Source organism: Streptomyces sp. NBC_00820, from assembly GCF_036347055.1.
Taxonomy (GTDB): Bacteria; Actinomycetota; Actinomycetes; order Streptomycetales; family Streptomycetaceae; genus Streptomyces.
This window is the reverse complement of sequence record NZ_CP108882.1, coordinates 7,576,333-7,602,727: the sequence shown is the minus strand read 5'-3', so window position 1 is coordinate 7,602,727 and position 26,395 is coordinate 7,576,333. Positions and strand designations below refer to the sequence as shown.

At 71.4% G+C, this 26,395-nt stretch carries 21 protein-coding genes and 2 pseudogenes; 11 read left to right on the top strand and 12 right to left on the bottom strand.

Features of this window, described 5'->3' with window-relative positions:
• Positions 1–71 precede the first annotated feature (71 nt).
• Entirely contained in the window at positions 72–848 is a 777-nt protein-coding gene (locus OIB37_RS33895; protein WP_330461422.1) for an isoprenyl transferase, read from the top strand.
• A 32-nt stretch (positions 849–880) separates the two neighbouring features.
• Here OIB37_RS33895 and OIB37_RS33890 read toward each other — a convergent pair whose 3' ends face one another.
• Both OIB37_RS33890 and OIB37_RS33885 read right to left on the bottom strand, forming a co-directional pair.
• Positions 881–1,501, bottom strand: coding sequence for a DinB family protein (locus OIB37_RS33890; RefSeq protein WP_330461421.1), 621 nt, complete (start codon positions 1,499–1,501; stop codon positions 881–883).
• A gap of 284 nt (positions 1,502–1,785) precedes the next feature.
• The gene (locus OIB37_RS33885) at positions 1,786–3,057 is read right to left on the bottom strand and encodes a glucuronyl hydrolase (protein WP_330461420.1); all 1,272 of its coding nucleotides are present in this window, start codon (positions 3,055–3,057) and stop codon (positions 1,786–1,788) included.
• 267 nt (positions 3,058–3,324) lie between these two features.
• Here OIB37_RS33885 and OIB37_RS33880 point away from each other — a divergent pair, with 267 nt between their 5' ends.
• Positions 3,325–4,092: a polysaccharide deacetylase family protein gene (locus tag OIB37_RS33880; protein WP_330461419.1), complete on the top strand. Its 768-nt coding sequence runs from the start codon at positions 3,325–3,327 to the stop codon at positions 4,090–4,092.
• Positions 4,093–4,160: 68 nt separating this feature from the next.
• On the top strand, positions 4,161–5,213 hold the full coding sequence (locus tag OIB37_RS33875; RefSeq protein ID WP_330461418.1) for a phosphotransferase: 1,053 nt from the start codon (positions 4,161–4,163) through the stop codon (positions 5,211–5,213).
• 730 nt (positions 5,214–5,943) lie between these two features.
• Here the strand turns inward: OIB37_RS33875 and bla are convergent.
• Positions 5,944–6,912, bottom strand: coding sequence for a class A beta-lactamase (gene bla, locus OIB37_RS33870; protein ID WP_330461417.1), 969 nt, complete (start codon positions 6,910–6,912; stop codon positions 5,944–5,946).
• Between the two features lie 130 nt (positions 6,913–7,042).
• Here bla and OIB37_RS33865 point away from each other — a divergent pair, with 130 nt between their 5' ends.
• Positions 7,043–8,062, top strand: a complete 1,020-nt coding sequence (locus tag OIB37_RS33865) for a LysR family transcriptional regulator (protein ID WP_330461416.1) — start codon at positions 7,043–7,045, stop codon at positions 8,060–8,062.
• Positions 8,059–8,994, top strand: coding sequence for a serine hydrolase (locus OIB37_RS33860; protein WP_330461415.1), 936 nt, complete (start codon positions 8,059–8,061; stop codon positions 8,992–8,994). Before OIB37_RS33865 ends, OIB37_RS33860 begins: the two co-directional genes overlap by 4 nt.
• A gap of 223 nt (positions 8,995–9,217) precedes the next feature.
• On the opposite strand, the gene OIB37_RS33855 is transcribed toward OIB37_RS33860, so the two are convergent.
• The 4 genes from OIB37_RS33855 to OIB37_RS33840 all read right to left on the bottom strand — a co-directional run bounded on the left by OIB37_RS33855 (position 9,218) and on the right by OIB37_RS33840 (position 13,614).
• Entirely contained in the window at positions 9,218–9,820 is a 603-nt protein-coding gene (locus OIB37_RS33855) for an Rv1733c family protein (RefSeq protein ID WP_330461414.1), read from the bottom strand.
• 457 nt (positions 9,821–10,277) lie between these two features.
• On the bottom strand, positions 10,278–12,506 hold the full coding sequence (katG, locus tag OIB37_RS33850) for a catalase/peroxidase HPI (RefSeq protein WP_330461413.1): 2,229 nt from the start codon (positions 12,504–12,506) through the stop codon (positions 10,278–10,280).
• A 33-nt stretch (positions 12,507–12,539) separates the two neighbouring features.
• Positions 12,540–12,977, bottom strand: coding sequence for a Fur family transcriptional regulator (locus OIB37_RS33845; RefSeq protein WP_330461412.1), 438 nt, complete (start codon positions 12,975–12,977; stop codon positions 12,540–12,542).
• 175 nt (positions 12,978–13,152) lie between these two features.
• Complete coding sequence (locus OIB37_RS33840; protein WP_330461411.1) at positions 13,153–13,614, bottom strand: GNAT family N-acetyltransferase; 462 nt, start codon at positions 13,612–13,614, stop codon at positions 13,153–13,155.
• Positions 13,615–13,944: 330 nt separating this feature from the next.
• Here OIB37_RS33840 and OIB37_RS33835 point away from each other — a divergent pair, with 330 nt between their 5' ends.
• Together OIB37_RS33835 and OIB37_RS33830 are read left to right on the top strand one after the other, a co-directional pair.
• Complete coding sequence (locus OIB37_RS33835; RefSeq protein ID WP_330461410.1) at positions 13,945–15,105, top strand: acyltransferase family protein; 1,161 nt, start codon at positions 13,945–13,947, stop codon at positions 15,103–15,105.
• A gap of 201 nt (positions 15,106–15,306) precedes the next feature.
• Positions 15,307–15,402: pseudogene (locus OIB37_RS33830) on the top strand (SAM-dependent methyltransferase); the annotation flags it as partial.
• Positions 15,403–15,480: 78 nt separating this feature from the next.
• Here the strand turns inward: OIB37_RS33830 and OIB37_RS33825 are convergent.
• From OIB37_RS33825 to OIB37_RS33810, 4 genes and pseudogenes are all read right to left on the bottom strand, one after another.
• Positions 15,481–15,720 carry a chaplin gene (locus OIB37_RS33825; protein WP_330462075.1) on the bottom strand — a complete coding sequence of 80 codons (240 nt, stop codon included), beginning with the start codon at positions 15,718–15,720 and terminating at the stop codon, positions 15,481–15,483.
• Positions 15,721–15,905: 185 nt separating this feature from the next.
• Complete coding sequence (locus tag OIB37_RS33820; protein WP_330461409.1) at positions 15,906–16,718, bottom strand: inositol monophosphatase family protein; 813 nt, start codon at positions 16,716–16,718, stop codon at positions 15,906–15,908.
• A gap of 115 nt (positions 16,719–16,833) precedes the next feature.
• Positions 16,834–17,094 (bottom strand): annotated as a pseudogene (locus OIB37_RS33815) (short-chain dehydrogenase); the annotation flags it as partial.
• A 32-nt stretch (positions 17,095–17,126) separates the two neighbouring features.
• The gene (locus OIB37_RS33810; RefSeq protein ID WP_330461408.1) at positions 17,127–17,780 is read right to left on the bottom strand and encodes a hypothetical protein; all 654 of its coding nucleotides are present in this window, start codon (positions 17,778–17,780) and stop codon (positions 17,127–17,129) included.
• 966 nt (positions 17,781–18,746) lie between these two features.
• Here OIB37_RS33810 and OIB37_RS33805 point away from each other — a divergent pair.
• Complete coding sequence (locus OIB37_RS33805) at positions 18,747–20,810, top strand: serine/threonine-protein kinase (RefSeq protein WP_330461407.1); 2,064 nt, start codon at positions 18,747–18,749, stop codon at positions 20,808–20,810.
• Between the two features lie 879 nt (positions 20,811–21,689).
• On the opposite strand, the gene OIB37_RS33800 is transcribed toward OIB37_RS33805, so the two are convergent.
• Positions 21,690–22,214 carry a hypothetical protein gene (locus tag OIB37_RS33800; protein ID WP_330461406.1) on the bottom strand — a complete coding sequence of 175 codons (525 nt, stop codon included), beginning with the start codon at positions 22,212–22,214 and terminating at the stop codon, positions 21,690–21,692.
• A 394-nt stretch (positions 22,215–22,608) separates the two neighbouring features.
• Here OIB37_RS33800 and OIB37_RS33795 point away from each other — a divergent pair, with 394 nt between their 5' ends.
• From OIB37_RS33795 to OIB37_RS33785, 3 genes are all read left to right on the top strand, one after another.
• Positions 22,609–24,207, top strand: coding sequence for a sensor histidine kinase (locus OIB37_RS33795; protein ID WP_330461405.1), 1,599 nt, complete (start codon positions 22,609–22,611; stop codon positions 24,205–24,207).
• Positions 24,198–24,881 carry a response regulator transcription factor gene (locus OIB37_RS33790; protein ID WP_330461404.1) on the top strand — a complete coding sequence of 228 codons (684 nt, stop codon included), beginning with the start codon at positions 24,198–24,200 and terminating at the stop codon, positions 24,879–24,881. Before OIB37_RS33795 ends, OIB37_RS33790 begins: the two co-directional genes overlap by 10 nt.
• An 89-nt stretch (positions 24,882–24,970) precedes the next feature.
• The gene (locus tag OIB37_RS33785) at positions 24,971–26,167 is read left to right on the top strand and encodes an alpha/beta hydrolase family protein (protein ID WP_330461403.1); all 1,197 of its coding nucleotides are present in this window, start codon (positions 24,971–24,973) and stop codon (positions 26,165–26,167) included.
• The last annotated feature ends 228 nt before the right edge of the window (positions 26,168–26,395 follow it).

Below are 26,395 nucleotides of genomic sequence, written 5' to 3'. Positions count from 1 at the left end.
CCGCGTGGCTCACCCGCCGGGCGTGGGACTATCGTTGCGCCCTCGTTCACGGTCGCAGAAGGGATATCGGCGTGGCATGGAAAGCCTTGCGTTCGGCGTTGGAAGCGATTTACGTACGACGCCTGAACCACAAGCTGGAGGGGCTGCCCAGGCCGCGGCACGTGGCGATCATGCTGGACGGCAACCGGCGCTGGGCGCGCGGTGCGGGCCACAGCGACGTGCGTGAGGGATACCGTGTCGGCGGCGCCAAGGTGACGGACTTCCTGCACTGGTGCAGCGACGCCGGGATCAAGCACGTCACGCTGTGGATGCTGTCCGACGACAACCTGCACCGTCCGGCCGACGAACTGGGCCCCCTGCTCGACATAATCGAGGAGACCGTCCAGCGGGTCTGTGCCCCGCAGGAGCCGTGGCACATCGAGATCATCGGCGCGCTGGACCTGCTGCCCGGGAACACGGCCCGCGTTCTGAAGGAGGCCGCCGCGAGCACGCACGGCCGGGGCGCGCTCAAGGTGGACGTCGCCGTCGGCTACGGCGGCCGGCGCGAGATCGTCGACGCGGTCAAGGCGGCGTTCGACAAGCACATCGGGACGGGCGGCGATCCCCGTGAACTGGCCGCGGACTTCGACCTGGAACACATCACCGACAACCTGTACTCACCGGCCGGACACGACACCGACTTCATCATCCGCACCTCCGGCGAGCAGCGGCTGTCGGGCTTCCTGCTGTGGCAGTCCGCGTACGCGGAGGTGCACTTCGTCGACGTCCTGTGGCCGGCGTTCCGGGAGATCGACCTGCTGCGGGCGCTGCGTTCGTACGCCGACCGCGACCGCCGCTACGGCCGCTGACGGCGGACGGTCCCCGAAACCGCCGGGCGGGATCAGCGCGGCCCGGCCCGGTAGAGGTCGCGCAGCAGGGCGATCTCGGCTCCGTGGTGCAGCAGTTCCTGGTTGACCCACCACACGATGTCGATGAACGGGTCGTCGGCGTCGCTGCCGTGCGGGTAGGTGCAGTGACCCACGGTGTCCAGGGCGGCGTCGTCGACGCCCAGCAGCGCCTCGCGCCAGGCCCCGGCGGCCGCCGCGAAGGCCGAGACGGCGCTCGCGGCGTCTCCGCCGACCGGATGGTCGTCCCGGGTCAGCGTGTGGCTGCCCGCGGTGTGGTCCGCGCGCAGGGCGAGCATCTCGGTGAGATGGCTCAGGCGCCAGGCCAGGGTGGTGACCGGCGGCGGCCAGGGGTGCGGGTAGGCGGCGCCGTCGCGCCCCCACGCGCCGCTGCCCGCCAGCAGGGTCGCCCGCGGCCCGGGCCCGTCCTCGCGCCGCCGCACCGACCAGCAGCCCGGCACGGGTTCCCAGAAGTACTCGGCGTCGGTCAGGCCCTCCACCCGGGTCTGCGACCCGTCGCCGCTGTCCATCACGGGCCCGGCCATCCGGCCGGACAGGCGCTCGCACGCGAAGTCGAACTGCTCCAGCAGCGGTAGCAGGCGGGGCGGTGTGGTCATCGACGCTCCTGGGACGAACGGGTGTTTCCTGCCCGGGGCGGGCGGTGCCGACGCGCAAGCGTGGCACGGCGAACGCCCCACGCGCCCCTCCTTTTCGGCCGCACGACGGACTCGCTCACGGCCCGCGGCGACGGCAAGGTGGACGCGCGGCGCACCCGCCCGTGGCCGCCACCAGCGCCTCGGCAGCACCGGGCGCGCCCGATCCGCGCCCCGCGTCGCGTACGACCGCCAACTCGCTGTCCGGTCAGACATGGTGAAGCCGCCAGGGTGCCGCCAGTAGGCCGTCAGGGGGTGGGGCGGCGGCTGGACAGGTCGATGGCTCGGTCGACGTCCCGTGGCCGCAGTACGCGCAGGATGCCTTCCAGGAGGTAGTAGTCGGCGTAGGGGAGGGAGATCTCGACGCCGTCCTCGGCCGGCCGGTTGCGTGTACAGCGGGCGACGACGGCCTCCGCGCGGGTGGAACGCCGGGTCAGGCAGGTGTCCGCCAGCGCGGTCAGGATGCGCAGCGCGGCCTCCCGGTACTGCTGTCGGCCGGTCGCCGCGGCCAGGTCGAGCAGACCGCAGGCCATGATCGCACCGGCGGAGGCGTCCTTCACGTCGTACGGCTGCTGGGGTGCCCGGTAGTCCCAGACGGGGATGTGGTCCGGGGTGAGGGCACCGAGCGCGTAGTCGGCGAGCGAACGTGCCGTCGCGAGGAACTCGGGGTTCCCGGTGCGACGGTGGATCGTGGTGAAGCCGTAGACGCCCCAGGCCTGTCCGCGTGACCAGCAGGAGGTGGGGCTGTATCCCTGGACGGTGTTGGGGCCGATGGGGGCGCCGGTGGCGGGGTCGAAGTCGTACACGTGGGGAGTCGAACCGTCAGGGCGCGGGAAGTTCCGCTGCACCGTTTTGGCGTGCTGCTCGGCGATGCCGAGGTATTTGCCGTCGCCGGTCTGCTCGCTCGCGAAGGCCAGCAGATCGAGGTTCATCATCGTGTCCATGATGACGCGACCCGCGTTGTTCGGGTCGTCCAGTGCTCCCCAGGCCCGGATGAAGCGGCCGCCCGGGTTGTAGCGCCGGCTGAGCGAGTCGGCGGCGCGCAGGGCGCCGGTGCGCCAGGTGTCGTCGCCGGTCAGGCGCCAGGCGGTGACCCAGGAGGGGGAGAAGAGGAAGCCCAGGTCGTGGGTCGTGGTGTCGTACTGGCGGGGCGCGAGTCTGCGCGCGGAGTCGAGGGCCAGGGCCCGGAAGGTGTCGTCGCCGCTGTACAGCCACGCCATCCACAGCGTGCCGGGCCAGAATCCGCCGACCCAGTCGCCGTTCTGCGAGTAGACCCACTTCTCGGCCTTGGTGCCGACCGGGAAGGCGGTCACGCCCGGGGCGACGGTGCGCAGTTTCCCGATCGCGTAGTCGGCGGCGGCACGGAGCGTCTGAGCGGTGTCCGCCGGAGTCCGGACGGCCGGTCCGGACCGCGCGTGGGTGGCCGGTCCGGAGGCCGCGTGTGCGGACGTCGCCGGTGTCGCGTAGAGCGCCGCGGCACCGGCCGTCGTGGTCAGCACGGTACGTCGGGAAAGGTCCATCGGACCGATCTCCTTCCAACTCGGCATTCCTGAACGGAAGTTGGTCGAGCGTTGCACGGTCACGCCATACGTGTACACCCATGTGAGCCAAGTTCACGAATGTGACCGAGAGTTGGCGTCGCCGCGGTGGAGTGCCGCGTTCCGGTGGGAGCTGTCGTGAAAGCAGTGCGGAATTGTCCGTGATCCGTAACAGCGGGAGCCCCGACCCGCCTTCGGCCGTCCTGACAAGTGCAAAGGATCTACGGAGCAGCGAAGAACGGGGCGGACATGGCACGGCACAGCGGGCGGGGATGGCACGGTCGAGTGATCGCGGCGGCGGTCGGGGTGACGGCGCTGGCCGCCGCGACGTCCGTGTGGACCGCGCAGGCCGGTCCCGTCGAGGGAGCCGGGACGGGTACGGCGGCGCGCCCCGCCGCCCCGCGGACCGCACCGGTGTCGGCGACGATCGCGCACGCCTCCGAGGGCGGCGACCGGGCCGTGAACATCACCATCGACGACGGTCCGGACCCAGCCTGGACCCCACAGGTGCTGCGCGTGCTGCGGGAGAACGGCGTGAAGGCGACGTTCTGCATGGTGGGCCCCCAGGCACAGGCACACCCGGATCTGGTCAGGCAGGTGGTTGCCGCGGGGCACCGGCTCTGCGACCACACCGTGTCGCACGACACCACCATGGACAGCAAGTCCGAGGCGTACCAGTCACAGCAGATCCTGGACGCCGAACGCCAGATCACGCGGGCTTCCGGGGGCGTGCGGCCGATGTACTACCGCGCCCCCGGCGGCGCCTTCACCCCTTACAGTCGACACCTCGCGGCCTCGCACGGCATGCGGCCGCTCGGCTGGAACGTCGACTCCAAGGACTTCGAACGGCCCGGCACCGAGGCCATCGTCGCGACGGTGCAGGGCGAGCTGCACAACGGTCCCACGCTGCTCTTCCACGACGCCGGCGGCGACCGTTCCCAGACCGTGGCCGCGCTGGGCGAACTGCTGCCCGCGCTGAAGCAGCAGGGCTACTCCTTCGGCTTCCCGGTGCGCTGACGCGGTGCCCGCCCGGCCCCGGAGAAACCCGCTGGTCGGCCCGCGGGTCGTGGTGCTGGAATGGCGGGATGTCACATGATGCGGCGCTGACGGTGGACCGGGGGCAGTATCCGGACACGGTCACGCCCTGGGAGCGGGAGAGCTGGCGGTCCGCCGCGCTCGGCTGGGTGGAGGACCGGCTCGCCGGGCACGGACTGCGCGCGACCGGGCCGCTGCGGGTACGGCTGCGGCCGTGGTCGGTGCTGGTGCGGGTGCCGGTGGCCGGACGGGAGGCCGTATCGACGGCCGGGCGGAATACCGTACCCGTGGCCGGGCGGAAGGCCGTCTGGTTCAAGGCGAATCCGCCGGACAGCCGCTTCGAGGGGCCGCTGACCGCGGCGCTGGCGCGCTGGGTGCCGGAGCACGTCCTGGAGCCGCTGGCGGTCGACGCCGGCCACGGCTGGTCCTTGCTGCCCGACGGCGGCGACCTCTTCAGGGACGTGCTCGAACGGGACTCCGTGGGCCCGGGCGCCTGGGAGGACCTGCTCCGCCGGTACGCGAGCATGCAGGCCGCGCTGGTCCCGCATGCCGGGGAGATCGAGGAGTTGGGCGTACAGCGGCTCAGGACCGCGGAACTGGCCTCGTCCTTCGACGAGTTGCTCGCCGGGAACCCGGCACTGGACGCGGACCAGCGGGCGCGGCTCGACGCGCTCCGGCCGCGACTGGTGGACTGGTGTGCCGAGTTGGCCGCTCTGGGCGTTCCCGATTCCCTCGACCACGCGGATCTGCACGAAGGTCAGCTGTTCAACCCGGAACCGGGCCGGTTCACCTTCTTCGACTGGGGCGACGCCGTCGTCTCGCACCCGTTCTGCAGTCTGCGGGTCCCGGCCCTGCAGGCCCAGGAACGTTACGGGGACGCCGTACTCCCCCGGCTGCGCGACGCCTACCTGGAGCCGTGGACGGGGCCGGGACGGACCGCGAAGGAGCTCAGGCGCGCGACGAGTCTCGCGTGGCGCCTGGGCGCACTGGGGCGTGCGCGGGCCTGGGGGCGGGTGTTTCCGGGGGGAGGCGGGGACAGCAGCTTCGGAGGCTCGCAGAGCGCCCGGTCACTGCTGGAGCTCTGCGAAGGTCCTCCGCTCTAGGGGGTGTCGTTTGGATCAGGTCGGATCAGGCCGCGGCGTCCGGTCGGTGCCTCGCAAGGCGGAGGATCTGCCGCGTACTGGACGTACTCGGCTGACCCGACAACGCGGCGAGGTGCCGCGCCGGGCGTCGCGGACCCGAGCTGATCCAAACGACACCCCCTAGGCGGGGCGGCGTGCCCGTGTCGGGCGCGCCGCCGCCATGAGGGCTACTGGCCCGCGGAACGCATCCGGTCCCTGCGGGCCTGGTTATGGAGCCGGAGGAGATGCTTGGCCACGGCACAGGGCGTGGTGTCCGCATGGCACTGGCGGCAGGTCCGCACGTGTTGATCGTAGGCGGAACGAGTGTTTTCCAACGCGTCGTCGACAGTAGACATGGCCATCTCCGGGCAGGGCGGGCGCGCCCCAGCGGGGCGGGCGCCAAGTTGACTGACTGGTAACCCGGGCCAAGATGATCATGTTACTGCCGGTACTGGGAAACTCGGGCTGCGACCACCCGAGGGACGGTCACAGCCCGTGCGATCGCGGTAACCGCCGAAGGCGTCCGCGCCAGCCCCGGAGGCGTCCGCCCCGGCCACGAAGGCGTCAGCCCTGGAGGCGATCGTCGCGCAGGCCAGGACGGCGTCAGGAGCCGCCCTGCCCAGTCACCCTCCTCAATCTCCCTCCTCGGTCGCCCTCCGCGCGCCAGGCCGGACACCTCCCGCGTGATGGCGAGTGACGGCCGCCGCGGGTGCTATTCGCCCGGGGCGATCGCGCGCGCCAGGATGCCTGCCGTGTCGGCGATCAACGCGTTGTCGACGGCGGCGTCCTCGGCCGTCTTCGTGGACAGGACGGCGAGCACGACCGGCGTCCTCCGGGTGGTCCACGCGACACCGATGTCGTTCGCGCTCGCGTAGTCGCCGGTGCCCGTCTTGTCCCCGAGGACCCAGCCCTGCGGCAGCCCCTTGCCGAACCGCTCCGCGCTCGTGGTGTTGCCCTTCAGCCAGGTGACGAGCCGCTCGCGGTCGGCGCGGTCCAGCGCACGTCCCAGCGTCAGCCGCTCCAGGTTCCTTCCGATGGCCGCGGGGGTGGTGGTGTCACGCGGGTCGCCGGGTACGGCGGTGTTCAGTTCCGTCTCCCAGCGGTCGAGCCGGCTCACGTCGTCCCCGAGGGAGCGGAAGAACCGGGTGAGGCCGGCGGGGCCGCCGATCTGGCGCAGCAGGAGGTTGCCGGCCGTGTTGTCGCTGTACTGGATGGCGGCCGCGCACAGGTCGCCGACGGTCATGCCCGTGTCGACGTGTTCCGCGGTCCTCGGCGCGTTCGGCAGGATGTCCGCAGGCGGGTAGTGGACCACCCGGTCCAGCGGTGCGCAGTCCCCGTGGTCGCGCAGGACCGCCGCCGCGGCGAACACCTTGAACGTGGAGCACATCGCGAACCGCTCCCCCGCGCGGTAGGTGACGCACCGTCCCGTGCGCGTGTTGCGGGCGTACACGCCGAGGCGCGCGCCGTAGTGCCGCTCGAGCTCACTCAACTCGGCTCGCACCCGGTCGTGTCCGGCGGCCCGGCCGGTCCCCGCCGGGGCGTGCGGCGCGGCATCAGGCGCCGCATCCGGCGCGGCGGACGCGGCCCGCGCCGCCAGAACGGGGGCGGCCGCCGCGGCGGCGGTGAGGGCGAGGCCGGTCCTGAAGAGGCGGCGGCGCGGCAGAGGGGTGGGTGTGGTCATGTGCGGAGTTCTCCCGGCTCATGCGTCGTCGGCTTGGTGGATCTTCGACGGGGACAGCGAAGCAGCAGGGCACCACCCATGTCCAAGAGTGAACTTTGCACACGCCATAACCAATTGATATGACAGCCGGATGGATCTGCTCGCGCATCTCGAGGCCTACGTCGCGACCGTGGACGAGGCGAACTTCTCGCGCGCGGCCGACCGGATGGGGATCGCCCAGCCGCTCCTCAGCCGTCGGATCAAGACGCTGGAGGAGCACTTCGGCGGGCTGCTGTTCGACCGCTCGCGGCGCCAGGTGTCGACGACGGAGCTGGGTCTGCTCCTGCTGCCGTACGCTCGGGACGTACTGGACCGCGCCCAGCGGCTGCGGCAGGCCGCACGGTCGGCCCGACAGGCGCGGGTGCGTGTCGTCGGCGTTCCCGCGGACTGTGTGCCGGCGGCGCTGGCGCGCGTCATCCGGGCCGGGGCCGAGCACGGGGTCACGCTCGCCGTGAGTGAACTTCCGCCCCTGGAAAGGGACCTGGGCCTGGCGGACGGTTCCCTCGGTTACGCGCTGCGGCGCGTTCCCCCCGCGGAGGCGGCCTTCCGGGTCCCGCTCGGCCTGGCGTCCGCGCCTCCGCCGGACGGCCCGGTGACACGGCGTACCGCCGGGCGCTCCGCCCGGGGTCGCGCGCTGCGGCTGGAGGACCTCAGACCGCGGCGAAGCGGGCCGACGACCGGACCGCGGCCCGGTACCGCCCCGGCTCCCCTGCCGATCCTGATCCTGGAGGAGGACGAAGTGCCGTATGCGCGCGACGGATTGGCGCACGCTCTGGCCCGGGCCGGGCTGCCTGAGGGGCTGGCCCGGACGACCGGCTCGCCGGCCGCGGCGCTCACCGAGACCCTGGCCGGGCAGGCGATGCTGCTGTGCGCGGAGCCCTTCGCGCGTCAGCACGGGGCGGACTGGGTCCGGCTCGGCGATGTGTCGCTGCACCGCGGGTACGAGGTCGGGGCCACCGCGCGCCTGAGTGGAAGCGGAACGGCCGCGGCGCCGGACTGGCTGGTGGCGTCGCTGACGGCGGCTGCGGGCGTCGCTGCCGCCGCGCCGGGCACGCGGCGCCCCGAGGACGCGGTCGGGGACGTCCCGGCACGACTGGCGGCGCGCGGATGAGCGGGGAGGCGGTACACCGACCGGTGTACGTCGCCGGGGACGGCGCCCTGCTCGACGTGGCCGAGACGATCGCCCGGGACTGGGCGGCACTCGGGGTACGGGGCTCGTTCCTGGCCCGGAACATCGACTCGGGTGAACAACTGGGCTTTGATGTCGACGCGTTGATACCGCTCGCGTCAGTGGTCAAGGTCCCTCTCGCCCTCGTCGTACTGGACCGGGTGGCGGCCGGGGAGCTCGATCCGGCCCGTCCGGTGACCGTCGACCCGGCCGCGAGCAGCGTCGGCCCGACAGGGCTCGCCGCGTTCCGCCATCCGGCGACGGTGGCGGTCGGCGATCTCCTCTTCCTCATGCTCTCGGTGAGCGACAACGCCGCCGCGGACGCGCTGCTGGACCTGGTGCCGGTGGCGGAGGTCGACGCCCGGCTGCGCGCCTGGGGCTGCGAGGGCATCCGGGTGCGACACCGACTGAACCACATGTACGAGTGCGCCGCGGGTGCCGCCGGCGACGACTTCTCCCTCGCCCTGGAACTCGCCGTCCGCGACGAACGGGCGGGCCGGCACACGATCGCGACTCTCGACTCCGCCCACGCCAACGCGGGAACGGCCGCCGGGCTCGTGGAACTGTTGCGGCGCGTATGGCAGGACGACATCTCCGAACCGCATGTCACCGCCGAGCTACGGCGGTTGATGGGGCATCAAGTGTTCACCCATCGGCTGGCGAGCGAACTGCGCGCGGACAGCCTGCGGTTCAGCGGCAAGACGGGCACCTTCCTCCATCTGCGGCACGAGATCGGTGTGGTGGAGGCCGACTCCGGAGACCGGATCGCCCTGGCCGCGCTGACCCGCGCGGACCGGCGGGCGGGACAGGCGCCGGACATCGACCTCGCCATCGGGTTCGGCGCCCGCGAGGCGTTCGAGGCACTCCGCGACTGAGGCGCGCGGCCGAGGCGGCCGAGGGCAGCGCATGACCAGGGGCGGCGCATGACCGGGGCAGCGCATGACCAGGGTGGCGTGATCCGGGTGGCGTGATCCGGGCGCGCCCGCAGACAGTGCACCCACAGACGGTGCACCCACAGACGGTGCGCCCACAGACAGTGCGCCCCCAGACGCCGCGCCCACTGAAGGGGGCCTACGGCGCCGACCGGGGCGCCTGCGGTCAGCCTCTGCCGCCGCTCAGGTTGCGCCACTCCGGCCCGACCCGCCGCCACTCCGCGTCCCACTCGGCCAGTCGCCGCCGGACCAGTGTGGTGCGCAGCAGCCAGCCACCGGACCAGACCATCGCCCCGCCGAGCTGGGCGACGAGGGTGCCGGTCAGGACGGTCTGGAGCATCACCTCGCCCGTGGAGTCGGGCGCGTGCACCGTCCGGCCCGTGCCGTCCGTCCACACCGTGACCGGGCTGCCGGCGGGGGCGCCCGCGAGGACCTTGGCCCGGTCCGTGTGCACGGATCCGTCCGGGGCGGTCCAGCGGACGGTGGCCCATACCCGTCCGTCGTCGTAGCCGCTTCCGGCGGGCGAGGTCCTCGGCGCGGCGTCGGTCAGCACGGCGGACGCGGAGTGTACGTGGGCCCGGCGCGCGGAGAGCCCGGATTCCACGGCGTGTGCCGCGGCCCAGCCGGCGACGGCGCCCCCCAGCACCGCGAGGACCCAGGCGGCGAGCACGATCCAGGCCTCGACGATGTCGCTGTGCCGCCGCAGCGGGTTGCGCCGCCAGCGCCACAGCCGTACCGAGGTGACCGTCGTCGGAGGTGTCCGATGCATCGGCCGCCGCCTCCTCTCGCCCGCCGGGGGCCGCCTGTCGGAAGGTGCGGCCCCGCTCGGCATCCGGCAGGAAGAACCGGATGGGGATCCGGAAGGTCCGGCTCGGGTCCCGGTGACCTGGCGGACCGGCGTCACCCGCACACGTCCCGGCACCGCGGCGCCCGTCACGGCCCGCGCTCAGCACCCCGCGGGCGACGGACGGCGTCGGGAACAGGTGCGCGGACCCGGCCCGCGCGCGTCACTCCACCATCGTGCACCTCGACCCGCGCGGGCGCAGAACCGGCCGCTGGGGAGGCGATGAAAGCGGTGGTGGAAGGCGGTGACGAAGGCCGTGACGAAGGCGGTGATGAAGGCCGTGGCGGAAGGCGATACGGAAGGTGATGCGGAAGGCGGTGGTGGAAACACGTCCGGCCCGGTCCCCCGCGGGGAACCGGGCCGGATGCCTTCAGGAGGCCGCTCAGGCGAGGTCGAACCGGCCGAGGTTCATGACCTTGTCCCACGCGGCGACGAAGTCGTGCGCGAACTTCTCCTTCGCGTCATCACTGGCGTAGACCTCCGCGACCGCGCGCAGCTCGGCGTTCGCGCCGAAGACCAGGTCGGCACGGGTGGCGGTCCACCTGACCTTGCCGGTGGCCTCGTCGCGGCCCTCGAACGTGCCCTGGTCCCCGTTGACGCCCTGCCAGTCCGTGTCCAGGTCGAGCAGGTTGACGAAGTAGTCGTTCGTCAGCCTGCCGGGCGTCTCGGTGAAGACGCCGAGCGAGGACTGGTCGTAGGTGGCGCCGAGGACGCGCAGGCCGCCGAGGAGGACGGTCGTCTCGGGGGCGCTCAGGGTGAGCAGGTTCGCCCGGTCGACCAGCAGGTACTCGGCGCGTGCGGGGTTGCCCTTGCCGAGGTAGTTGCGGAAGCCGTCCGCGACCGGCTCCAGCGCCTCGAAGGACTCGATGTCGGTCTCCGCCTGGCTCGCGTCGACGCGGCCCGGGGTGAACGGCACCTCGATCTGGAAGCCGGCGTCCTTGGCCGCCTTCTCCACCGCGGCGGCGCCGCCGAGAACGACGAGGTCGGCGATGGAGACCTTGCGGGCGCCGGAGGAGGCGTTGAACTCCTGCTGGATGCCCTCGAGGGTGCGCAGCACCAGCGCCAGCTGGTCGGGGTCGTTGACCTGCCAGTTGCGCTGCGGGTCCAGCCGGATGCGGCCACCGTTGGAACCGCCGCGCTTGTCGCTGCCGCGGTAGGTGGACGCGGACGCCCACGCGGTGCTGACCAGCTGGGGCACGGTCAGTCCCGAGTCCAGCACCTTGGCCTTGAGGGCCGTGACGTCGGCGGCGTCGATCAGCTCGTAGTCGCGCTCCGGCAGCGGGTCCTGCCACAGCAGGGTCTCCGCCGGCACCTCGGGGCCGAGGAGCAGCGACTTCGGGCCCATGTCGCGGTGGGTCAGCTTGTACCAGGCGCGGGCGAAGGCGTCCGCGAACTCCTCGGGGTTCTCGTGGAAGCGGCGCGCGATCGGCTCGTAGATCGGGTCGAAGCGCAGCGAGAGGTCCGTGGTGAGCATGGACGGCGCGATCCGCCCGTCGCCGTAGGCGCTGGGCACCGTGCCCGCGCCGGCGCCGTCCTTCGGCGTCCACTGCTTGGCTCCGGCGGGGCTCTCGGTGAGCTCCCAGTCGTAGCCGAAGAGGTTGTCGAAGAAGCCGCCGCCCCACTGGGTCGGGGTGTTGCTCCAGGTCACCTCCAGTCCGGAGGTGATGGTGTCGGGGCCCTTGCCGGTGCCGTACGAGTTCTTCCAGCCGAGGCCCTGCTGCTCGATCGGCGCGTCCATGGGGTCCGGGCCGACATAGCTGGCCGGGGCGGCGCCGTGGGTCTTGCCGAAGGTGTGGCCGCCCGCGATCAGGGCCACGGTCTCCTCGTCGTTCATCGCCATCCGGCGGAACGTCTCGCGGATGTCGCGGGCCGCGGCGATCGGGTCCGGGTTCCCGTTGGGGCCCTCGGGGTTGACGTAGATCAAGCCCATCTGGACCGCGGCCAGCGGCTCCTCGAGCTCACGGTCGCCGGAGTATCGCTCGTCGGCGAGCCAGGTGGTCTCGGGACCCCAGTAGACGTCGGCGTCGGGCTCCCACGCGTCCACGCGGCCGCCGCCGAAGCCGAAGGTCTCGAAGCCCATCGTCTCCAGGGCGACGTTGCCGGTGAGGATCAGCAGGTCGGCCCAGGAGAGGTTCTTGCCGTACTTCTTCTTCACCGGCCACAGCAGGCGGCGCGCCTTGTCGAGGTTGGCGTTGTCCGGCCAGCTGTTGAGGGGGGCGAAGCGCTGCTGGCCCGTACCGCCGCCACCGCGTCCGTCCCTGATGCGGTAGGTGCCCGCGCTGTGCCACGCCATCCGGATCATGAAAGGCCCGTAGTGGCCGAAGTCGGCCGGCCACCAGTCCTTGGAGGTCGTCAGCACCTCCGCGATGTCCCGTTTGACCGCGGGAAGGTCGAGGCTCAGGAACGCCTCGGCGTAGTCGAAATCCTCGCCCAGCGGGTTGGCCACGGGCGGGTTCTTGGCAAGGACCTTCAGGTTGAGCTGCTCGGGCCACCAGTGGTCGTTGCCGCCGGCCAGGGTGGGGTGCAAGGTGCTGCCGTGCGCGACGGGGCAGCCGCCCGCACTCTCCCCGGGCTTTGCTTCGGTAACGATCGGGTCGGTGTTGTCAGTCATGGCAATCCTTCCGAACTGAACGGAAATCTGTGCTCAGGAACTGCGGCCGGTGGAACAGTCGGGGCAGGTGCCCCAGTAGACGACCTCGGCCTCGTCGATGGAGAAACCGCGGTCGTCGGACGCGGTCAGGCAGGGCGCCCGGCCGACCGCGCAGTCGACGTCGGCGACGGCACCGCACGACCGGCACACGGCGTGGTGGTGGTTGTCGCCGACGCGCCCCTCGAACCGGGCGGGGCTGCCGGCCGGCTCGATACGGCGTATGAGACCCGCAGCGGAGAGCGCGTGCAGGGCTTCGTAGACAGCTTGCAGGGAAATATGGCCCACGCGGTCACGGACCCCGGAGGCGATGGCCTCGACACCGAGGTGGTCACCGTCGCGGACGGTCTCCAGCAGCGCGACGCGGGCCGCCGTCACGCGCAGACCGGCACCGCGCAGCTCCTCGGCGGTGGTCGGGGGCTGGGATGACGTCATGTGCCGAACCTACCCCCGTAAACACGAGTGATTCAAGAAAACGAGTCATCCAAATCTGTGATCGTCCCGTGACCCGACGTGGCAGCCCGTGTTCGCCTGTGCACGCATCATCGGGCGGTACGGCACCCCCGGCGGGGCGCCGAGCCGTGAGGTCCTCCGAACGGGTGGGCGCGCGCTACCGGGGCGGCAGCAGGAGCTGGAACACGACACGGTCGGCGCCGGGGCCGTCGTAGTCGGGGACGGGGCCGGTGACCGTGAAGCCCATCGCGGTGTGGAAGGCGATGGAGCGCCGGTTCTGCGGCGAGGTGACCGCTCCGACCCGCGAACGGCCTTCGGCCGCGGCCAGTTCGAAGAACCGGTGGTACAGGCGGCGGCCCAGCCCGGTGCCGCGGATCCGCGGCGCCACACCGACGAAGTGGATGTACGCGGCGTCGGGCGCGGAGGGGGAGATCAGCCCGACGAGGAAGCCCGCCAGGCCCGACTCGTCCTCGGCGACCAGGCTCGTGCGGTGGAAGTGGTCCAGGTGGAGCCGGGGCAGGACCGAGCTGATCGGCCGCTCCCACCACTCGTCCGCGACGGCGATGATGCGGTCGTAGTCCTCGGGAACGGCGGGCCTCACCCGCGGGCTCTGGCTCATGATCGGGAATACTCCCAGCCGCTCGGGGCACCTGTCCATGACACGTCACCACCCAGATGTTCTCCGGCTCGGCGGGCGCTCTCCCGGCGAGGGCTCCGAGCAGCACGTTCTCCACCGGCGAAGGGCTCTCGCCGACGCACGCTCCCCCGGCGATCGCCTCCGGACGGCCCCTCACTCGTACGGGTGCACAAGGCCGGGCCATCCGTGGCATGGCGGGGGTTGTGTCGTTCGGCAGCAGTGTGACGTTTCCGACGCGACGTGAATGAGAGGGGGCGAACGGGCAACGTTCCCCTTCATGCCCCACGCTAACCTTCTGCGGCAGGTGATCCGATGACCACGGCGACGACCCGGGCGACCCGGACGCCGCCCACGCGGACCGACCCGGCCGCGTCCTCCCCACCCTCCCCCACGCCGTCCCTGCCCTCCCTGACGGGCCTTCGCTGGATGGCCGCGCTCCTGGTCTTCGGACTGCACGTCCACAACTTCGGCTACTTCGGCGGTGCCGCCGACCGCATCGTGTCCTGGGGTTTCGGGGCCGGCGCCACGGGGGTGTCGTTCTTCTTCGTGCTCTCCGGGTTCGTGCTGACCTGGTCCGCCCGGCCGCACGACCGGGCGCTCGGCTTCTGGCGGCGGCGCATCGCACGGGTCTACCCGGTACACCTGGTGACCCTCGTCGTGGCGCTCGTCATGGCGTACACCCTCGCGCATCTGCCGAGGCCGACGCCCAAGCAGGGCCTGGCCAACGTCCTGTTGGTGCACTCCTGGTGGCACCCGTGGTGGCAGACCCTGAACCCGGTCAGCTGGTCGCTGGCCTGCGAGGCGTTCTTCTACGCCGTGTTCCCCGCGCTGATCCTGCTGCTGCGCCGGCTGGGCGCCCGGGGCGCGACGGCACTGGGCGGCCTGTCGGTGGCGACGGTCCTCGTCCTGGCCTGGGCGGACGCCCACCACTGGACGAGCCAGTCGCTCTACTCGATGCCCTCCGCCCGCCTGCCCGAGTTCGTCCTCGGCGCGGTCACGGCACGCCTGGTACTGCTCGGCCGGTGGCGCGGGCCCGGGCTGGAGGCCTCGCTGGCCCTGGCCGTCATCGGCTACTTCTTCGTCCCGCAGGTCACCCCCGGATACTCCGCGACCGTCTGCACGCTCGCCGGGTTCACCTTGCTGATCCCCGCGGCGGCCCTCGCCGACCTGAACGGGCTTCCGTCGCTGTGGCGGCACCGGCGGCTCGTGCGTCTGGGTGAACTGTCGTTCGCCTTCTACATGATCCACCTGCTCGTCCTGCGCGCGGGCACGAGTCTGCTCGGCACCAAGCCGCACTTCGGCGTGCTCGCGGGCCTCGCGGTCACCACCACCGCGTTCGCCCTGTCCCTGGCGCTGTCCTGGGTCCTGTACGAGGCGGTGGAACGTCCTGCCAGACGCCTGATCCTGCGCGGCCGCCGCACTCGCGAAACCACCCCGGAGCCGAAGCCGGAGCCGGCCCCGTCCGCGCGCTAGACCAGGCCACGTGACCGGTCCCGGTCACGGCAGGGTCCCGGCACGACCGGGGCCCTGTCCGTCCGCGGCGGGCCCTGGTCACGCGCCGGTGATCGTCCTGGAGTTCTGGCGGGCGGGAGAGCGCCCTTGTCGTCGGTCGGCTGCGGAACACCACGGGACTCTGGGGGTTGTGGACGTACTGCGGCTCATGGACAGCCTGTGAAGGTGGAGCTGCGGCCCATGCGGGAGGAGCCCGCCGGCTCCGGCCTGTTCGGGCAGCCGTACCTGTGGACGGCGCTGTTCCGGCGTCCCGCGTAGCGGCCGGGGCCCCGGGCCCGTGGCCCCGGACAGTCGTGTGCCGGCCCCCGCGAGAAGGGCCGGCACACGGAGGCGGCGTCAGCCGTTGTTGGCGCAGGCGTTACCGGCGGCCGGGTTCAGCAGACCGATGACGTCGATGGTGTTGCCGCACAGGTTGATCGGGATGTGGATCGGGACCTGGATGACATCGCCCGAGAGGATGCCCGGGCTGCCCGTGGCGACCCCGGTCACCGGGTCCGGGTCGGCCGCGTGAGCTGCGGTGGTGCCCGTCAGGGCAAGAGCACCCGCGAGAACGGCCGTAGTAGCAAAGCTGCGCATACGCATGAGTTGCCTCACTGGTTGACGATGGAACTCTTCCATCACACGGGCAACGGGCGTGGGGCGCCTGCCCTGGTACGCCGTTCGGGAAGCGTGCCGGAAAAGCGCGGAACCGTGGGACGAGCACCCCGGCGAGCGCCGGGCGTGTGGCTCCGGGTGGGGAGGTCGCCGGTACGGGGTCCGGGTCACGCCTCCCGGGCCTGACTCCTCACCATGTCCACCAGCGTCGTGTGGGTGTCCCGGTCGGCCGCCGCGATCAGCCCGTCGGCGCCGGTGTGCACGGGCCGGCCGTGGATGTCGGTCACCGTGCAGCCCGCGGCGAGGCAGAGGGCGATCCCGGCCGCGAAGTGCACGCTGTCGCGCAGATCGCCGTCGGTGACGTAGGCGGCCCTGCGCCCGGCGGCCACCCAGGCGACGGCGAGCGTCGTGGACACCACCCGGGGCCGGAACCGCCGGGCGAACTCCGGGTCGGCCAGCAGCCGGACGGCCCGGAAGCCGGGTGCGTTGGGGAAGGGCGGGTCGAGATTGACGTCGACCAGCGCGGAGTCCGGCGAGGGCGTCAACTCCCGGTCCCCGCCGCCGTTCCTGACCCGGGCCCGTTCGCCGTCGGTCCAGAAGACCTCGCCGCTGAAGGGGTCCGCCGTGGCCGCGGCCGCGACCGTGTCCCCCACGCGCAGGGCCACGTTCACGCCGACGAGCATGCTGCCCACCGCGTAGTTGAGCGTTCCGCACAGCGGGTCGACCAGCCAGCGGCGGTGCGCGCCGGCCACGCCGGTGTGCCCGCCCTCCTCGCCCGTCACGGCGTCGTCGGGCCGTGCCGCGCGCAGGACATCGACGATGGCCTTCTCCGCGGCGAGGTCCGCCTCCGTCGCGAAGTCACCGGCCTGCTTCTCGAAACGCGCGAGCGCTCCCCCGTACAGGGCGCGTACCACCTCGGCGCCCACCCGTGCGGCGCGCAGGGCCAGTTGGGCGTCGGACTCCCCCTGGGTCATCGGCATCCGCGCAGGATAGCCGGGCCGGCCGCCCCGCCCTTTCCCCAGGGCATCAGGGCAGGAACCGGTCAGGGCAGGGGCCGGTCAGGGCGTGGACCGGTCAGGGCGTGGACCGTCGGGCTCAGGCGGCGGGCTGCTGGTGAATCGACGTCACGTCCTGCGAGAGGACCGGCTTCACCCAGCGGGTGGTGTCGTCGCCCAGCACCTCGTACGCCCCCGACTCGATGCCGTCGAGGGCGGCCACCGCGATGTCGTGGGCGTCGGCCTTCGGCGCGTCGATGGCGGCCGTCATGTCGGTGTCGACATAGCCCATGTGCAGGCCCGTGACCTGGATGCCGTGGGGCTGGAGGTCCAGGCGCAGACTGTTGGTCTGCGACCACAGCTGGACCTGTCGCGTTTGCATGATGCGCCCTCCTACTGGTTCGCCGGCCCGGGTGCATGGATCGGCTTGTCGTCCGAATAGAACGTCTTAATGCCCTTGATCCCCTTCAGCTCCGTCATGTGCTTGAGCGTCGTTTCGAAGTCGTCCTGGTGGTACGAGTTGAAGGAGTCCAGCCCGGCGTCCAGTCCCTTGTCATGCCCATCGCCCGACGCCAGGTTGACCGTGATGTACACGTAGTCGTCCGGTTTCAACTCCATCTTCGTAATCTTGATCTTGAGTGGATCGAGGCCCATCTCGTACCAGTCGTACAGGGCCTTCCGGTTCTTCTCGAACGCCTGCTGCAAGGGCCTCATGGTCGACGTAGCGGGCGGGACGGGCTTGGCATCGCGAGCAGCGTTCTTGTACTTGTCGATATTGCGGTCGTCCCCGTCAGCCGCAACGGCATTCGTGCAAGGAGCCGTGTCGCCGGGGTGATGTTCGTGGCACCACTTCGCAACCTTGGCTGCGCAGTCGATTGCCCCGCCAAGGTCCTTTCTACCGTTAACAACCTTGGTCTTCGCGCAGGCCGGCGGTCCGCCATCGCCTCCGACCGCGGTCCAGGTGACGATGCCACCGAGGACGACGAAGGCGCAGACGAAAAGAATCACCAGTCGCTTCCGGCTCAAGCGCTTAATGATCGTTTGCATGTAGATGTACCCCCCACGTGGTTCGTAGCTGGAGGATCATATGTGGTTGACCTGTGAACGGGAGTGGGGTCCCCGTGAAGACGAGGGCCCCTGTCACCTGAGGCTAGAAATTGCCGTTGCTCAGGATCTCGGCGCCCTTGTCGTACACCGTCACCAGGCCCTACTTGCTCGCCTTGCCCCGGCTCTGCCACCCGTCGGCGAACGCGGAAGCGATCAGCCTCCCGTCGCGACGTGCTTGACGCGTGAACTGCGCGATGATTACTGGGAATTGATCAGCCCTCACCTGCCAATCGGGCAGTGCGGCCCATACACGGAACACCTGCGCGACCAACTGGAGGGGATCATCTGGCGGTTCCGCACCCGGGGGCCCGTGGCGAGACGCACCGGAGGCGTTCGGCTCCGGGTCCACCGCCTACGAACGGTTCGCCCAGCGGCGCGATGCCGGGGCGTTCGCCGCCGCAATGGAGGCGTGATCGCCGAGGCCGCCCGCCGTGAGCAGTTGGACTTGTCCCTAGTCAGCGTGGACTCCACTACTGCCCGTGCCCACCACGACGCGGCTGGCACGGTCATGGGCGAGGAGGTTCTTGCGACCCTGGAGAAGGCTACCGACAGCCCGCAGTTCATGGCAGTGCCGGCCGCGGAACACGGTGGGGGCGCAGGACCTCGTGGGTGCCGGTCAAGTCCCAATGCGGCAGACCCGGTGGACATGGCGACACCGGCCGACGGCCTCGCGACGCCGGGGGCCTGACGGGCGGTCAGCGCCAAAGGCCGACCACCCCGGCATGCCGGCTGGCAGCGATCGGCCGGGGAAGAGTCCTGCTATCCGTTTCGACCATATCTCGACTGCCCCTCCGAGGCGGAGGAGTCCCCAAGTCCATGGCCGGCCCGTTTCACGTAACTATGTGATCATGATATATACGTCCTCCACATCTTCTTCACTGTCAGTTTCCTAGGCTGGGACTCCTCGTGAGCGCTGCTGGTTCCGGCGGACGGGTGCAACCCGCCCGCCCAGGTGATCCTTCCCGTATCGGCCCCTACCGGATCATCGGCCGCCTCGGCTCCGGCGGCATGGGAACCGTCCATGCCGGTCTCACCGCCGACGGGCTCAGGGTCGCCGTCAAGGTGATCCACCCTGCGCAGGCCGAAGACCCTGAGTTCCGGGCCCGGTTCCGTCGCGAGGTGCAGCTGTCCGCGCGCGTGCAGGGGCCGTGCCTCGTACCGCTGCTCGCCGCCGACCCCGGAGCCGCCGCGCCCTGGCTTGCGACCGCCTACGCTCCGGGCCCTACCCTCAACCAATACCTGGCCGACCACGGCCCCCTGACCGGCGGCACCTTGTACGCCTTCGCGACGGGCACCGCCCATGCACTGGCGGCCGTCCACGAAGCCGGCGTCGTCCACCGGGACGTGAAGCCGCAGAACGTCATCCTCACTCCGGCCGGCCCTCGCGTCCTCGACTTCGGCATCGCCCACGCCGCCGACGGCACGAGCGTGACCCGGACGGGCGTCATGACCGGCACCCCTGGCTGGATCAGCCCCGAGTACTACCGCACCAGCACCGCCGGGCCGGAGGGCGACATGTTCGCCTGGGGCGCGCTCGTCGCCTACGCCGCCACCGGCCGGCTCCCGTTCGGCACCGGCGCGCCGGACGTGGTCGCGTTCCGTGTGATGTCCGGGGACCCCGACCTGGACGGTGTACCCGAGGAACTGCGCGAAGTCGTGGAGAGCGCCCTCGCGAAGGAACCCGCCGACCGGATATCCGCCGCCTCGGCCTCCCAGGAGTGCTCGCGATTCCTCGCCTCCCAGGCCACCCAGGTCCTCGCGGGCGGCGACGGACCGGCACCCACCCGGGTCGGCGAACTGGTCACGGCCGTGTGGGAGATGCCCACTGTGGACGACCCCACCTGGCACGCCCCCTCCTCACTCTCCCGCAGACGGACCGTCACGACCGTGCTCGTGGCCGCCGCCGTGATCGGCGCTCTCGCCGGGAGCGCCTTGGCCTTTCCGGCCGCCTTCCCGAACGACGGAGACCGAGGCGGATCGCGGGACGCCGCCGCAGGTCGGTCGACCGCGTCCCCGGCCGGGCACGCCGGCGTCGCCACCGAACCCACTGGAACCCCTGGCCCCGCTGTGGCGACGCAGACCACGGCCGATCCGCGCGGGATCCGCGTACCGACCGATCCGCTGGCCGGCGTGGCCCACCCCGCCTTCACACGGGCCGGTGACGAGGCCCAGCCGTCGGACGACGAGTGGAGAGCGAGCACCACCGCGAGCACCCAGGAGGAGAAGGACACCGCCCAGGCGATCGAGGACGACGTGAGGTCCATGCTCGCCACCAAGGGCCTGGACCACCTCACTGCCACGGTCACGTTCAACCGGCGTGCGCAGACCGCTGTGGTGACCGGCGGGCCGGTCTCCCAACTGCCGGAGGACGACCAGGAGGTGTTCCGCAGGGCAGGAGAGACGGCATCCTGCACCGCTCTCGCCCACCGCCTCCAGGCCAGCCCCACCACCTGGCCCTACGGCCGTTACTCCGTCTTCTGGAAGAACTCCGACGGCGACACCGAGGCAGACATCCTCGGCTTCGGCCAGGCCACCGACGGGTGCTACAACGAGGTCGCCGGGCAGTGGCAGGGAGACGAGGCCGGCATGGCGACCGCGCAGATACCCAGTACCGACAAGGACGAGATCCGGGTCGCCGACGCCACGGACAAGGCCATCACCGCCGCGTGGAAGACCCGGGTCGCCGAGGGCAACGGCGTGGACCCCTCCGCCGCGGACGACGACATCAACCTCGGGTTCGACCCGGCCGAGAAGGCGGCGTACGTGTGGATCCAGGACACCTATGGAGCGCTGATCGGCCGCGCTCAGAGAGACAACTTCCAGGATGTCGCCCGAAGGACTACCTGCCGGAAGCTGAGGGACGAGTACAGCAGGAACCAGTCCTGGCAGTACATCCGCTGGTCCGTGGCCGTCTACGGCGGGAACATGGGAACCCCCGAGTTCATCGGCTCGGGTGACTGCCTCTCCTGACCCGGCCGGGCCGCGTCACAGGTGGCGACGGCGTGCCGCCACCTCACGGTCGTAGCGCTCTCAGGACAGTTGATCACCGGCAGTGCGCGAACTGTTACGACGGTTGTAACTCGGCACGCTACTCCAGGTCGGTGCCGGCGAAGGCGCCGCCAAAGCCGAGTGCGATCAGGCCCTGCTCGACGCTGGAGCAGATCGTGCCGTCCGGGATGGCGATCATGGCGTCGAAGTCGGCGCGGCTGATCTCAGGCTCGAGCCACTGGTCGCTGCAGTGGCAGCGGACCTGGGGTCTTTCTTCCGGATCAGGCCGGCTCCGGTCTGCGGTGCCTTCTGGCCGACCCGAGCGGGGTCTGGTGCGTGCAGCTGCAAGGCGGAGGAGGGAGTCGACGCGGCGCGATGGGGGTCCCTCCCTGCTCGAGCGAAGCCGAGAGCTTGGGGGAGACCGACGACAACGCCGCTGGGGGTACCCCCTGCTCGCAGAGCTTGGGGGAGTGCGTGCCAGACCCCGCGACCCCGGCAAGATCCGGAAGAGAGGCCCTAGGGGGTGTCGTGGTTGATGAGCAGCCAGTCGCGCCGCGCCCGGCAGGCCGAGCACATCACGAGGATCCCGCGCAGGGACAGCTCCGGCGGGTGGCTGAGGCAGCGCGTTGCGCCGGGGCCGCTGGGCGGCCGCGTCTCGTACTGGAGTTGCAGCAGCGGATCACTTACGGCGGGGGCGGCGGGCAGGACGGGGGTCGGCTCTACGTGGTGGTCGGTCGTTCTGAGCACGTGCGTCATCTCCCGGTCGAGGGCCTTCTCTTCATCCGTAACAACCGGTCGAGCCGGTCGTCCAGGGGTTTCGCGCCGTCCGACAGGCCAGTCGTGGCCCTGCCGGACTGCTGCTCAGCGGCGCGGCGGGCGGCTGCGCGGGTCCGGTGCGGCAGGCCTGGGCGAGGCCGGGGGCGCGGGTCGGACGCCAGCCTGGTTGGCGGGAGGTTTGGCCCCACCGGTGCCGGTCTGCGGGCGTCGAGTGGCTTCGCCCGGGTGGGCGCGGAGTTGGGCGAGGTGGCGCAGTCGCCAGACCAGGACGTCGTTCACGTCCTCGGCCGTGTCGAGGTCGCGCATGACGATGGTCTTCTGCAGGAGGGCCTTGGGGTCGTGGCCTGTCTGCTCGGCCTGGGCCGGGGTGGCTGCCAGGGCATCGTTCTTCGTGTTCGTGTCGGCGGGCAGGGCTGCGCGGATGGTGGTCTCGTAGGTGCGGCGCTGGGCTTCGGGCTGGACTCGGCCCTGGTCGCGCAGGGCCTGCATGGGTGCGGCGGCGGCCTGGTGGTAGGCGGCGCGAAGATGCTCGGCGGTCTGACGGGAGGCTTCGGCCTGCTGGGCGTGACCGCGTGCGGAGTGCCAGCGTGCTGCGGCCGGCGCCACCAAGCCGCCAATTCTGCTTGAGCATCAAGTGGATGGGTGTGTTGGCGCTCGTACTTCAAGAGGATGGGGTGTGCCTGCCGCAAGTTGCCGCTCGATGCGATGACTTGAGGCGGGTGGCAGGAGTGGCGCAGGTAGGCGGAGCTGACCGCGTGGTGCGCACAGCACCCCCCCGGGCACGTCCCGACTGTCTCTTTCCGGCCGAAACTTCCAGCAGAGGCATCCCGGGGTAGGTGTTTGCCTACCCCAGAAGTAGGTTTCGGCCCATGGCACTTGCTGGTCCCCTCGCAGCAGCATGATCTCCAGGTCACAGCGCGTGGCCTGGGAGACGAGACGAGGGACGAATATGTGGCCGTTTCCAGTGGACGGGGCGCCCTGGCCGGGGGGCGTGCTCCTGGCGATGACCGCGGTCTGCGCCGTGCTGGCCTTCAGGGCGGAGCAGGCGCGGGACCGGCCGGGGCGCATCGCGCGACCGGCTGGGCGGATCGGCTGGCCGGTCGTGGCGGGGCTGGTAGGGACGGCGGCGTACGGCAGTGTGCCGGCTCTGCTGCTCGCCCTGCACAACTCCGCCGGAACGGGTGGCTACATCGCCACCTCACCGGATCTCCAGCCCGACGGGCTGCTCCCGACGGGGCTGCTGACGGCCGGTCTGCTGGCCACCGCGCTGATCGACTCGGCACGTGCGCCCAGGCGTTGGGTCCTGCCCGTGGTCGCGGCGGTGACCGGTGAACTGCTGGAATGGACGTACTGGGCCACGCACGCGCTCACGCGTTCCCCTGTTTACTACCCCCTGACACCCCTGAATGTCCTGGTGGCCTGTGTGAGCATCCCGGTGCTCGCCGCCTTCGCCGGTGCGGCTCTGCGCCGGCCGGCGAACGGCAGGCCCGAACGCCTGGCCGGAGCCGATGCGTTCAGGTCCGCACGCTGGGCCCTGCTGCTGCCCGCCGTCGTGGTGATGACCGGCGACCTGCTCGGCCTCGATCTGTGGCGGCCCGCGCCGCCGGGCACCGGGATCGGGCCGGCCGTGACGAGTTACCTGGCCGGACTGGCGCTGCTGGCGGCCGTTGTGGCCGGGCTGGTGCGGTGGCCGAGGGCGGCGGCGGACCTGGCGGTCCTGGGGCTGGTGGGGATCGGGGCGTACGACGTCGCGCAGAGCGGGTTCGGGCAAGACATGGTGGAGGTGCGGAGGTACGGCTCCCCAGGCGTACCGGCGCCGTTCGGTTCCTTCGAAACGGTTGCTCACCATGCTTCGGTCCTCGGCGGCATCCAGGGGGCGGTGCTGCTGGCCTTCGGGCTGTGGCTGCTGCCGAGGACCGTGCTGGCGGATGCCGGCCGGCTGCTCGGGCGCGGGCCGGACCCGGCGCTGGCCCGGCGGGTGCGGGAGCTGACCGAGACGCGGGCCGATGCGGTCGGCTCCGCGGCCGCGGAGCTGCGCAGGATCGAGCGGGACCTGCACGACGGCGCTCAGGGACGGCTGGTCACCATCGGGATGAACCTCCGGGTCGCGGAGGAGATGATCCACAGCGATCCGCACGAGGCCGCCGCACTGGTCGTGGAGGCCCGCGTCGCCTCGGCGGCGGCACTGGCGGAACTGCGCGGCCTGATCAGGGGGATGCACCCGCCGATGCTGGCCGACCGGGGTCTGGGGGAGGCGGTCCGGGCGCTCGCACTGGACCTGCCCCTGCCGTGTGAGACCGAGATCGATCTGCCCGAGCGGCTCGCCGCCCCGCTGGAATCGGCCTGCTACTTCGCCGTCGCCGAAGTGGTCACCAACGCCGTCCGGCACGCCTCGGCGCACGGCCTTCAGATCCGAATGGCCCGGGCGGACGGGCTGCTGCGCATCGAGGTGGTCGACGACGGGGTGGGCGGCGCGGATCCCACCCGGGGCACCGGGCTGGCCGGGGTGGAGCGGCGACTCGCGGCCTTCGACGGCATCCTGGCGGTCAGCAGCCCGCCCGGCGGGCCGACGATCGTGGTCATGGAGGTGCCGTGCGCATAGTCGTCGCGGAGGATCTCTTCCTGCTCCGGGAGGGGCTGGTCAGGCTCCTCAAGGCGCGAGGGTTCGAGATCGTGGCGGCCACCGACAGCGCGCCGGGCCTGCTCGACGCGCTGCTGGAGCACCGGCCGGACCTCGCGATCGTGGACATCAGGCTGCCGCCCACCCACACCGACGACGGACTCCGTGCGGCGCTGTCCGCCCGGGAACGGATGCCCGGGCTGCCGATCCTGCTGCTCTCGCAGTACGTCGAGCAGATCTATGCCCAGGAACTGCTCGCCGACCAGGCCGGAGGGGTCGGCTACCTGCTCAAGGACCGGGTGTTCAGCGACGACCAGTTCGTCGACGTGATCCGTACGGTCGCCGCCGGCGGCACGGTCATGGACCCCGAAGTGGTCACCAAGCTGCTCGGCCGCCGCAGCCGTGGCGAACGCGAATCCCTCTCCAGACTCACCGAGCGGGAACGCCAGGTGCTTGAGCTCATGGCCGAGGGGCGCTCCAACAGCGCCATCGCGAGCCGGCTCTTCATCAGCGAGAAGGCCGTGTCCAAGCACAGCACGAGCATCTTCACCAAGCTGGAGCTCGCCCCTTCCGACGACGACAACCGCCGGGTGTTGGCCGTGCTCGCCTACCTCATGTCCGCGCCGCGTGAAGGCCGCATTCCACCGAACCACTGAGCTGATCAAGACCGAAACATTGCCGGCCCGGGCCGGCGGCCCAGGCGCCGGGTGTAGCCCAGTGCTGTCCAGAAACCCAGGGAGGGTCCGTGACAACCACGCCGTTCATGAACCAAGAAGGAACGACGCGCCGTCGCATGCTCGGAGCCGCGCTGGCCGTCGGGGTCACCGTGCCGATTGGCGCGGCAGGCCAGGCGAGGGCGGCTTCGACCGCTCCGGGCCCGGTGCAGCTCACCCTGCCCGTGCCCACCGGACCGTACCCGGTGGGCACGGTGCCCTTGCACCTCGTCGACACTTCACGTCCCGATCCCGTGGCCGGCCCCGGGCACCACCGCGAGTTGATGGCCTCCGTCTGGTATCCCGCCCGGGGCGTCGATCGGTATCCACTGGCCCGGTGGACGTCCCCCGCCGTGATGCGGGCACTCCTCACGTCGGCGGGCTTCCCGGCCGATGTGGCGGTGGCGCCGCTAACGGCCGGCCACGAGAGCGCACCGGTGCTGCGAACGGGCCGACGACTGCCCGTCGTCGTCTTCTCGCACGGCGCGCACGATCACCGGGCGGACACCACCATCGTGGTGCAGGAGCTTGCCAGCCACGGGTATGTGGTGGTCACGGTGGACCATACGTACGACGCGTTCAGCGTGTTCCCCGACGGCCGGTTCACGGGGCTCGACCGACCTGGCCTGACACCGCGGGACTTCGCCACCGACATCCGGTTCGTGCTCGACCGCGTCGAGGATCTCGCGGCCGGGCGCAACCCCGACGCCGAACACCGGCCGCTGCCGGCCGGTCTGCTCGGCACCCTCGATCCGCAGCGCATCGGCATGTTCGGCTGGTCGAAGGGCGCGTCGGCGACGGCCTTCGTGATGAGCGAGGACCGGCGCGTCCGGGCCGGGCTGAGCTTCGACGGGCCGATGCAGCCGACGGTCACCACCGACCTGGACCGGCCGTTCATGCTGATGACCGCCGAGTTCCCCCGGGCCACGCAGCCGAGCGTCGCCGAGTTCTGGTCGCACCTGCGGGGATGGCGGCTCAACGTCCAGGCGGAGGGCGCGGTTCACGGGTCGTACTGCGACCAACAGTTCCTGATCCCGCAACTGGCGCAGGCCGTCGGGATGAGCAACGCGGACCTCCAGGGCTGGATCGGCACACTCGATCCCGCCCGGGCGGTGCGGATCCAGCAGGCTTACCCGCTCGCCTTCTTCGACCTGCACCTACGACACCACCGAGGGCACCTGCTCGACGGCCCGTGCCCGGCCTTCCCGGAGGTGCAGTTCATTCCATGAAGCGACGGACCGCTTCACTCCCGGTCGGCTCGCCGCCATGACGACCAACATCTCCTGCTGTCACGGACTCCGCGTCCGTATTCGTGTGCGGTCGGGTCCTGCTTTGGGGCGGGTATCGGTACTGGTCAAACCCACGGTCTGCGTGAGCGATGCGTGAGCGGACGGCGCGGCACGAGCCGTCCGCTCACGCATCGCTCAATCGTTCCTCGACTTCCGATCGTGAACAAC

What these genes read in the sequence shown, in the direction of transcription:
- OIB37_RS33890 (WP_330461421.1), bottom strand. Translation starts at nt 1,501, where the DNA reads ATGACCACACCGCCCCGCCTGCTACCGCTGCTGGAGCAGTTCGACTTC.
- OIB37_RS33885 (WP_330461420.1), bottom strand. Translation starts at nt 3,057, where the DNA reads ATGGACCTTTCCCGACGTACCGTGCTGACCACGACGGCCGGTGCCGCG.
- OIB37_RS33880 (WP_330461419.1), top strand. Translation starts at nt 3,325, where the DNA reads ATGGCACGGCACAGCGGGCGGGGATGGCACGGTCGAGTGATCGCGGCG.
- OIB37_RS33875 (WP_330461418.1), top strand. Translation starts at nt 4,161, where the DNA reads ATGTCACATGATGCGGCGCTGACGGTGGACCGGGGGCAGTATCCGGAC.
- bla (WP_330461417.1), bottom strand. Translation starts at nt 6,912, where the DNA reads ATGACCACACCCACCCCTCTGCCGCGCCGCCGCCTCTTCAGGACCGGC.
- OIB37_RS33865 (WP_330461416.1), top strand. Translation starts at nt 7,043, where the DNA reads ATGGATCTGCTCGCGCATCTCGAGGCCTACGTCGCGACCGTGGACGAG.
- OIB37_RS33860 (WP_330461415.1), top strand. Translation starts at nt 8,059, where the DNA reads ATGAGCGGGGAGGCGGTACACCGACCGGTGTACGTCGCCGGGGACGGC.
- OIB37_RS33855 (WP_330461414.1), bottom strand. Translation starts at nt 9,820, where the DNA reads ATGCATCGGACACCTCCGACGACGGTCACCTCGGTACGGCTGTGGCGC.
- katG (WP_330461413.1), bottom strand. Translation starts at nt 12,506, where the DNA reads ATGACTGACAACACCGACCCGATCGTTACCGAAGCAAAGCCCGGGGAG.
- OIB37_RS33845 (WP_330461412.1), bottom strand. Translation starts at nt 12,977, where the DNA reads ATGACGTCATCCCAGCCCCCGACCACCGCCGAGGAGCTGCGCGGTGCC.
- OIB37_RS33840 (WP_330461411.1), bottom strand. Translation starts at nt 13,614, where the DNA reads ATGAGCCAGAGCCCGCGGGTGAGGCCCGCCGTTCCCGAGGACTACGAC.
- OIB37_RS33835 (WP_330461410.1), top strand. Translation starts at nt 13,945, where the DNA reads ATGACCACGGCGACGACCCGGGCGACCCGGACGCCGCCCACGCGGACC.
- OIB37_RS33825 (WP_330462075.1), bottom strand. Translation starts at nt 15,720, where the DNA reads ATGCGCAGCTTTGCTACTACGGCCGTTCTCGCGGGTGCTCTTGCCCTG.
- OIB37_RS33820 (WP_330461409.1), bottom strand. Translation starts at nt 16,718, where the DNA reads ATGCCGATGACCCAGGGGGAGTCCGACGCCCAACTGGCCCTGCGCGCC.
- OIB37_RS33810 (WP_330461408.1), bottom strand. Translation starts at nt 17,780, where the DNA reads ATGCAAACGATCATTAAGCGCTTGAGCCGGAAGCGACTGGTGATTCTT.
- OIB37_RS33795 (WP_330461405.1), top strand. Translation starts at nt 22,609, where the DNA reads ATGACCGCGGTCTGCGCCGTGCTGGCCTTCAGGGCGGAGCAGGCGCGG.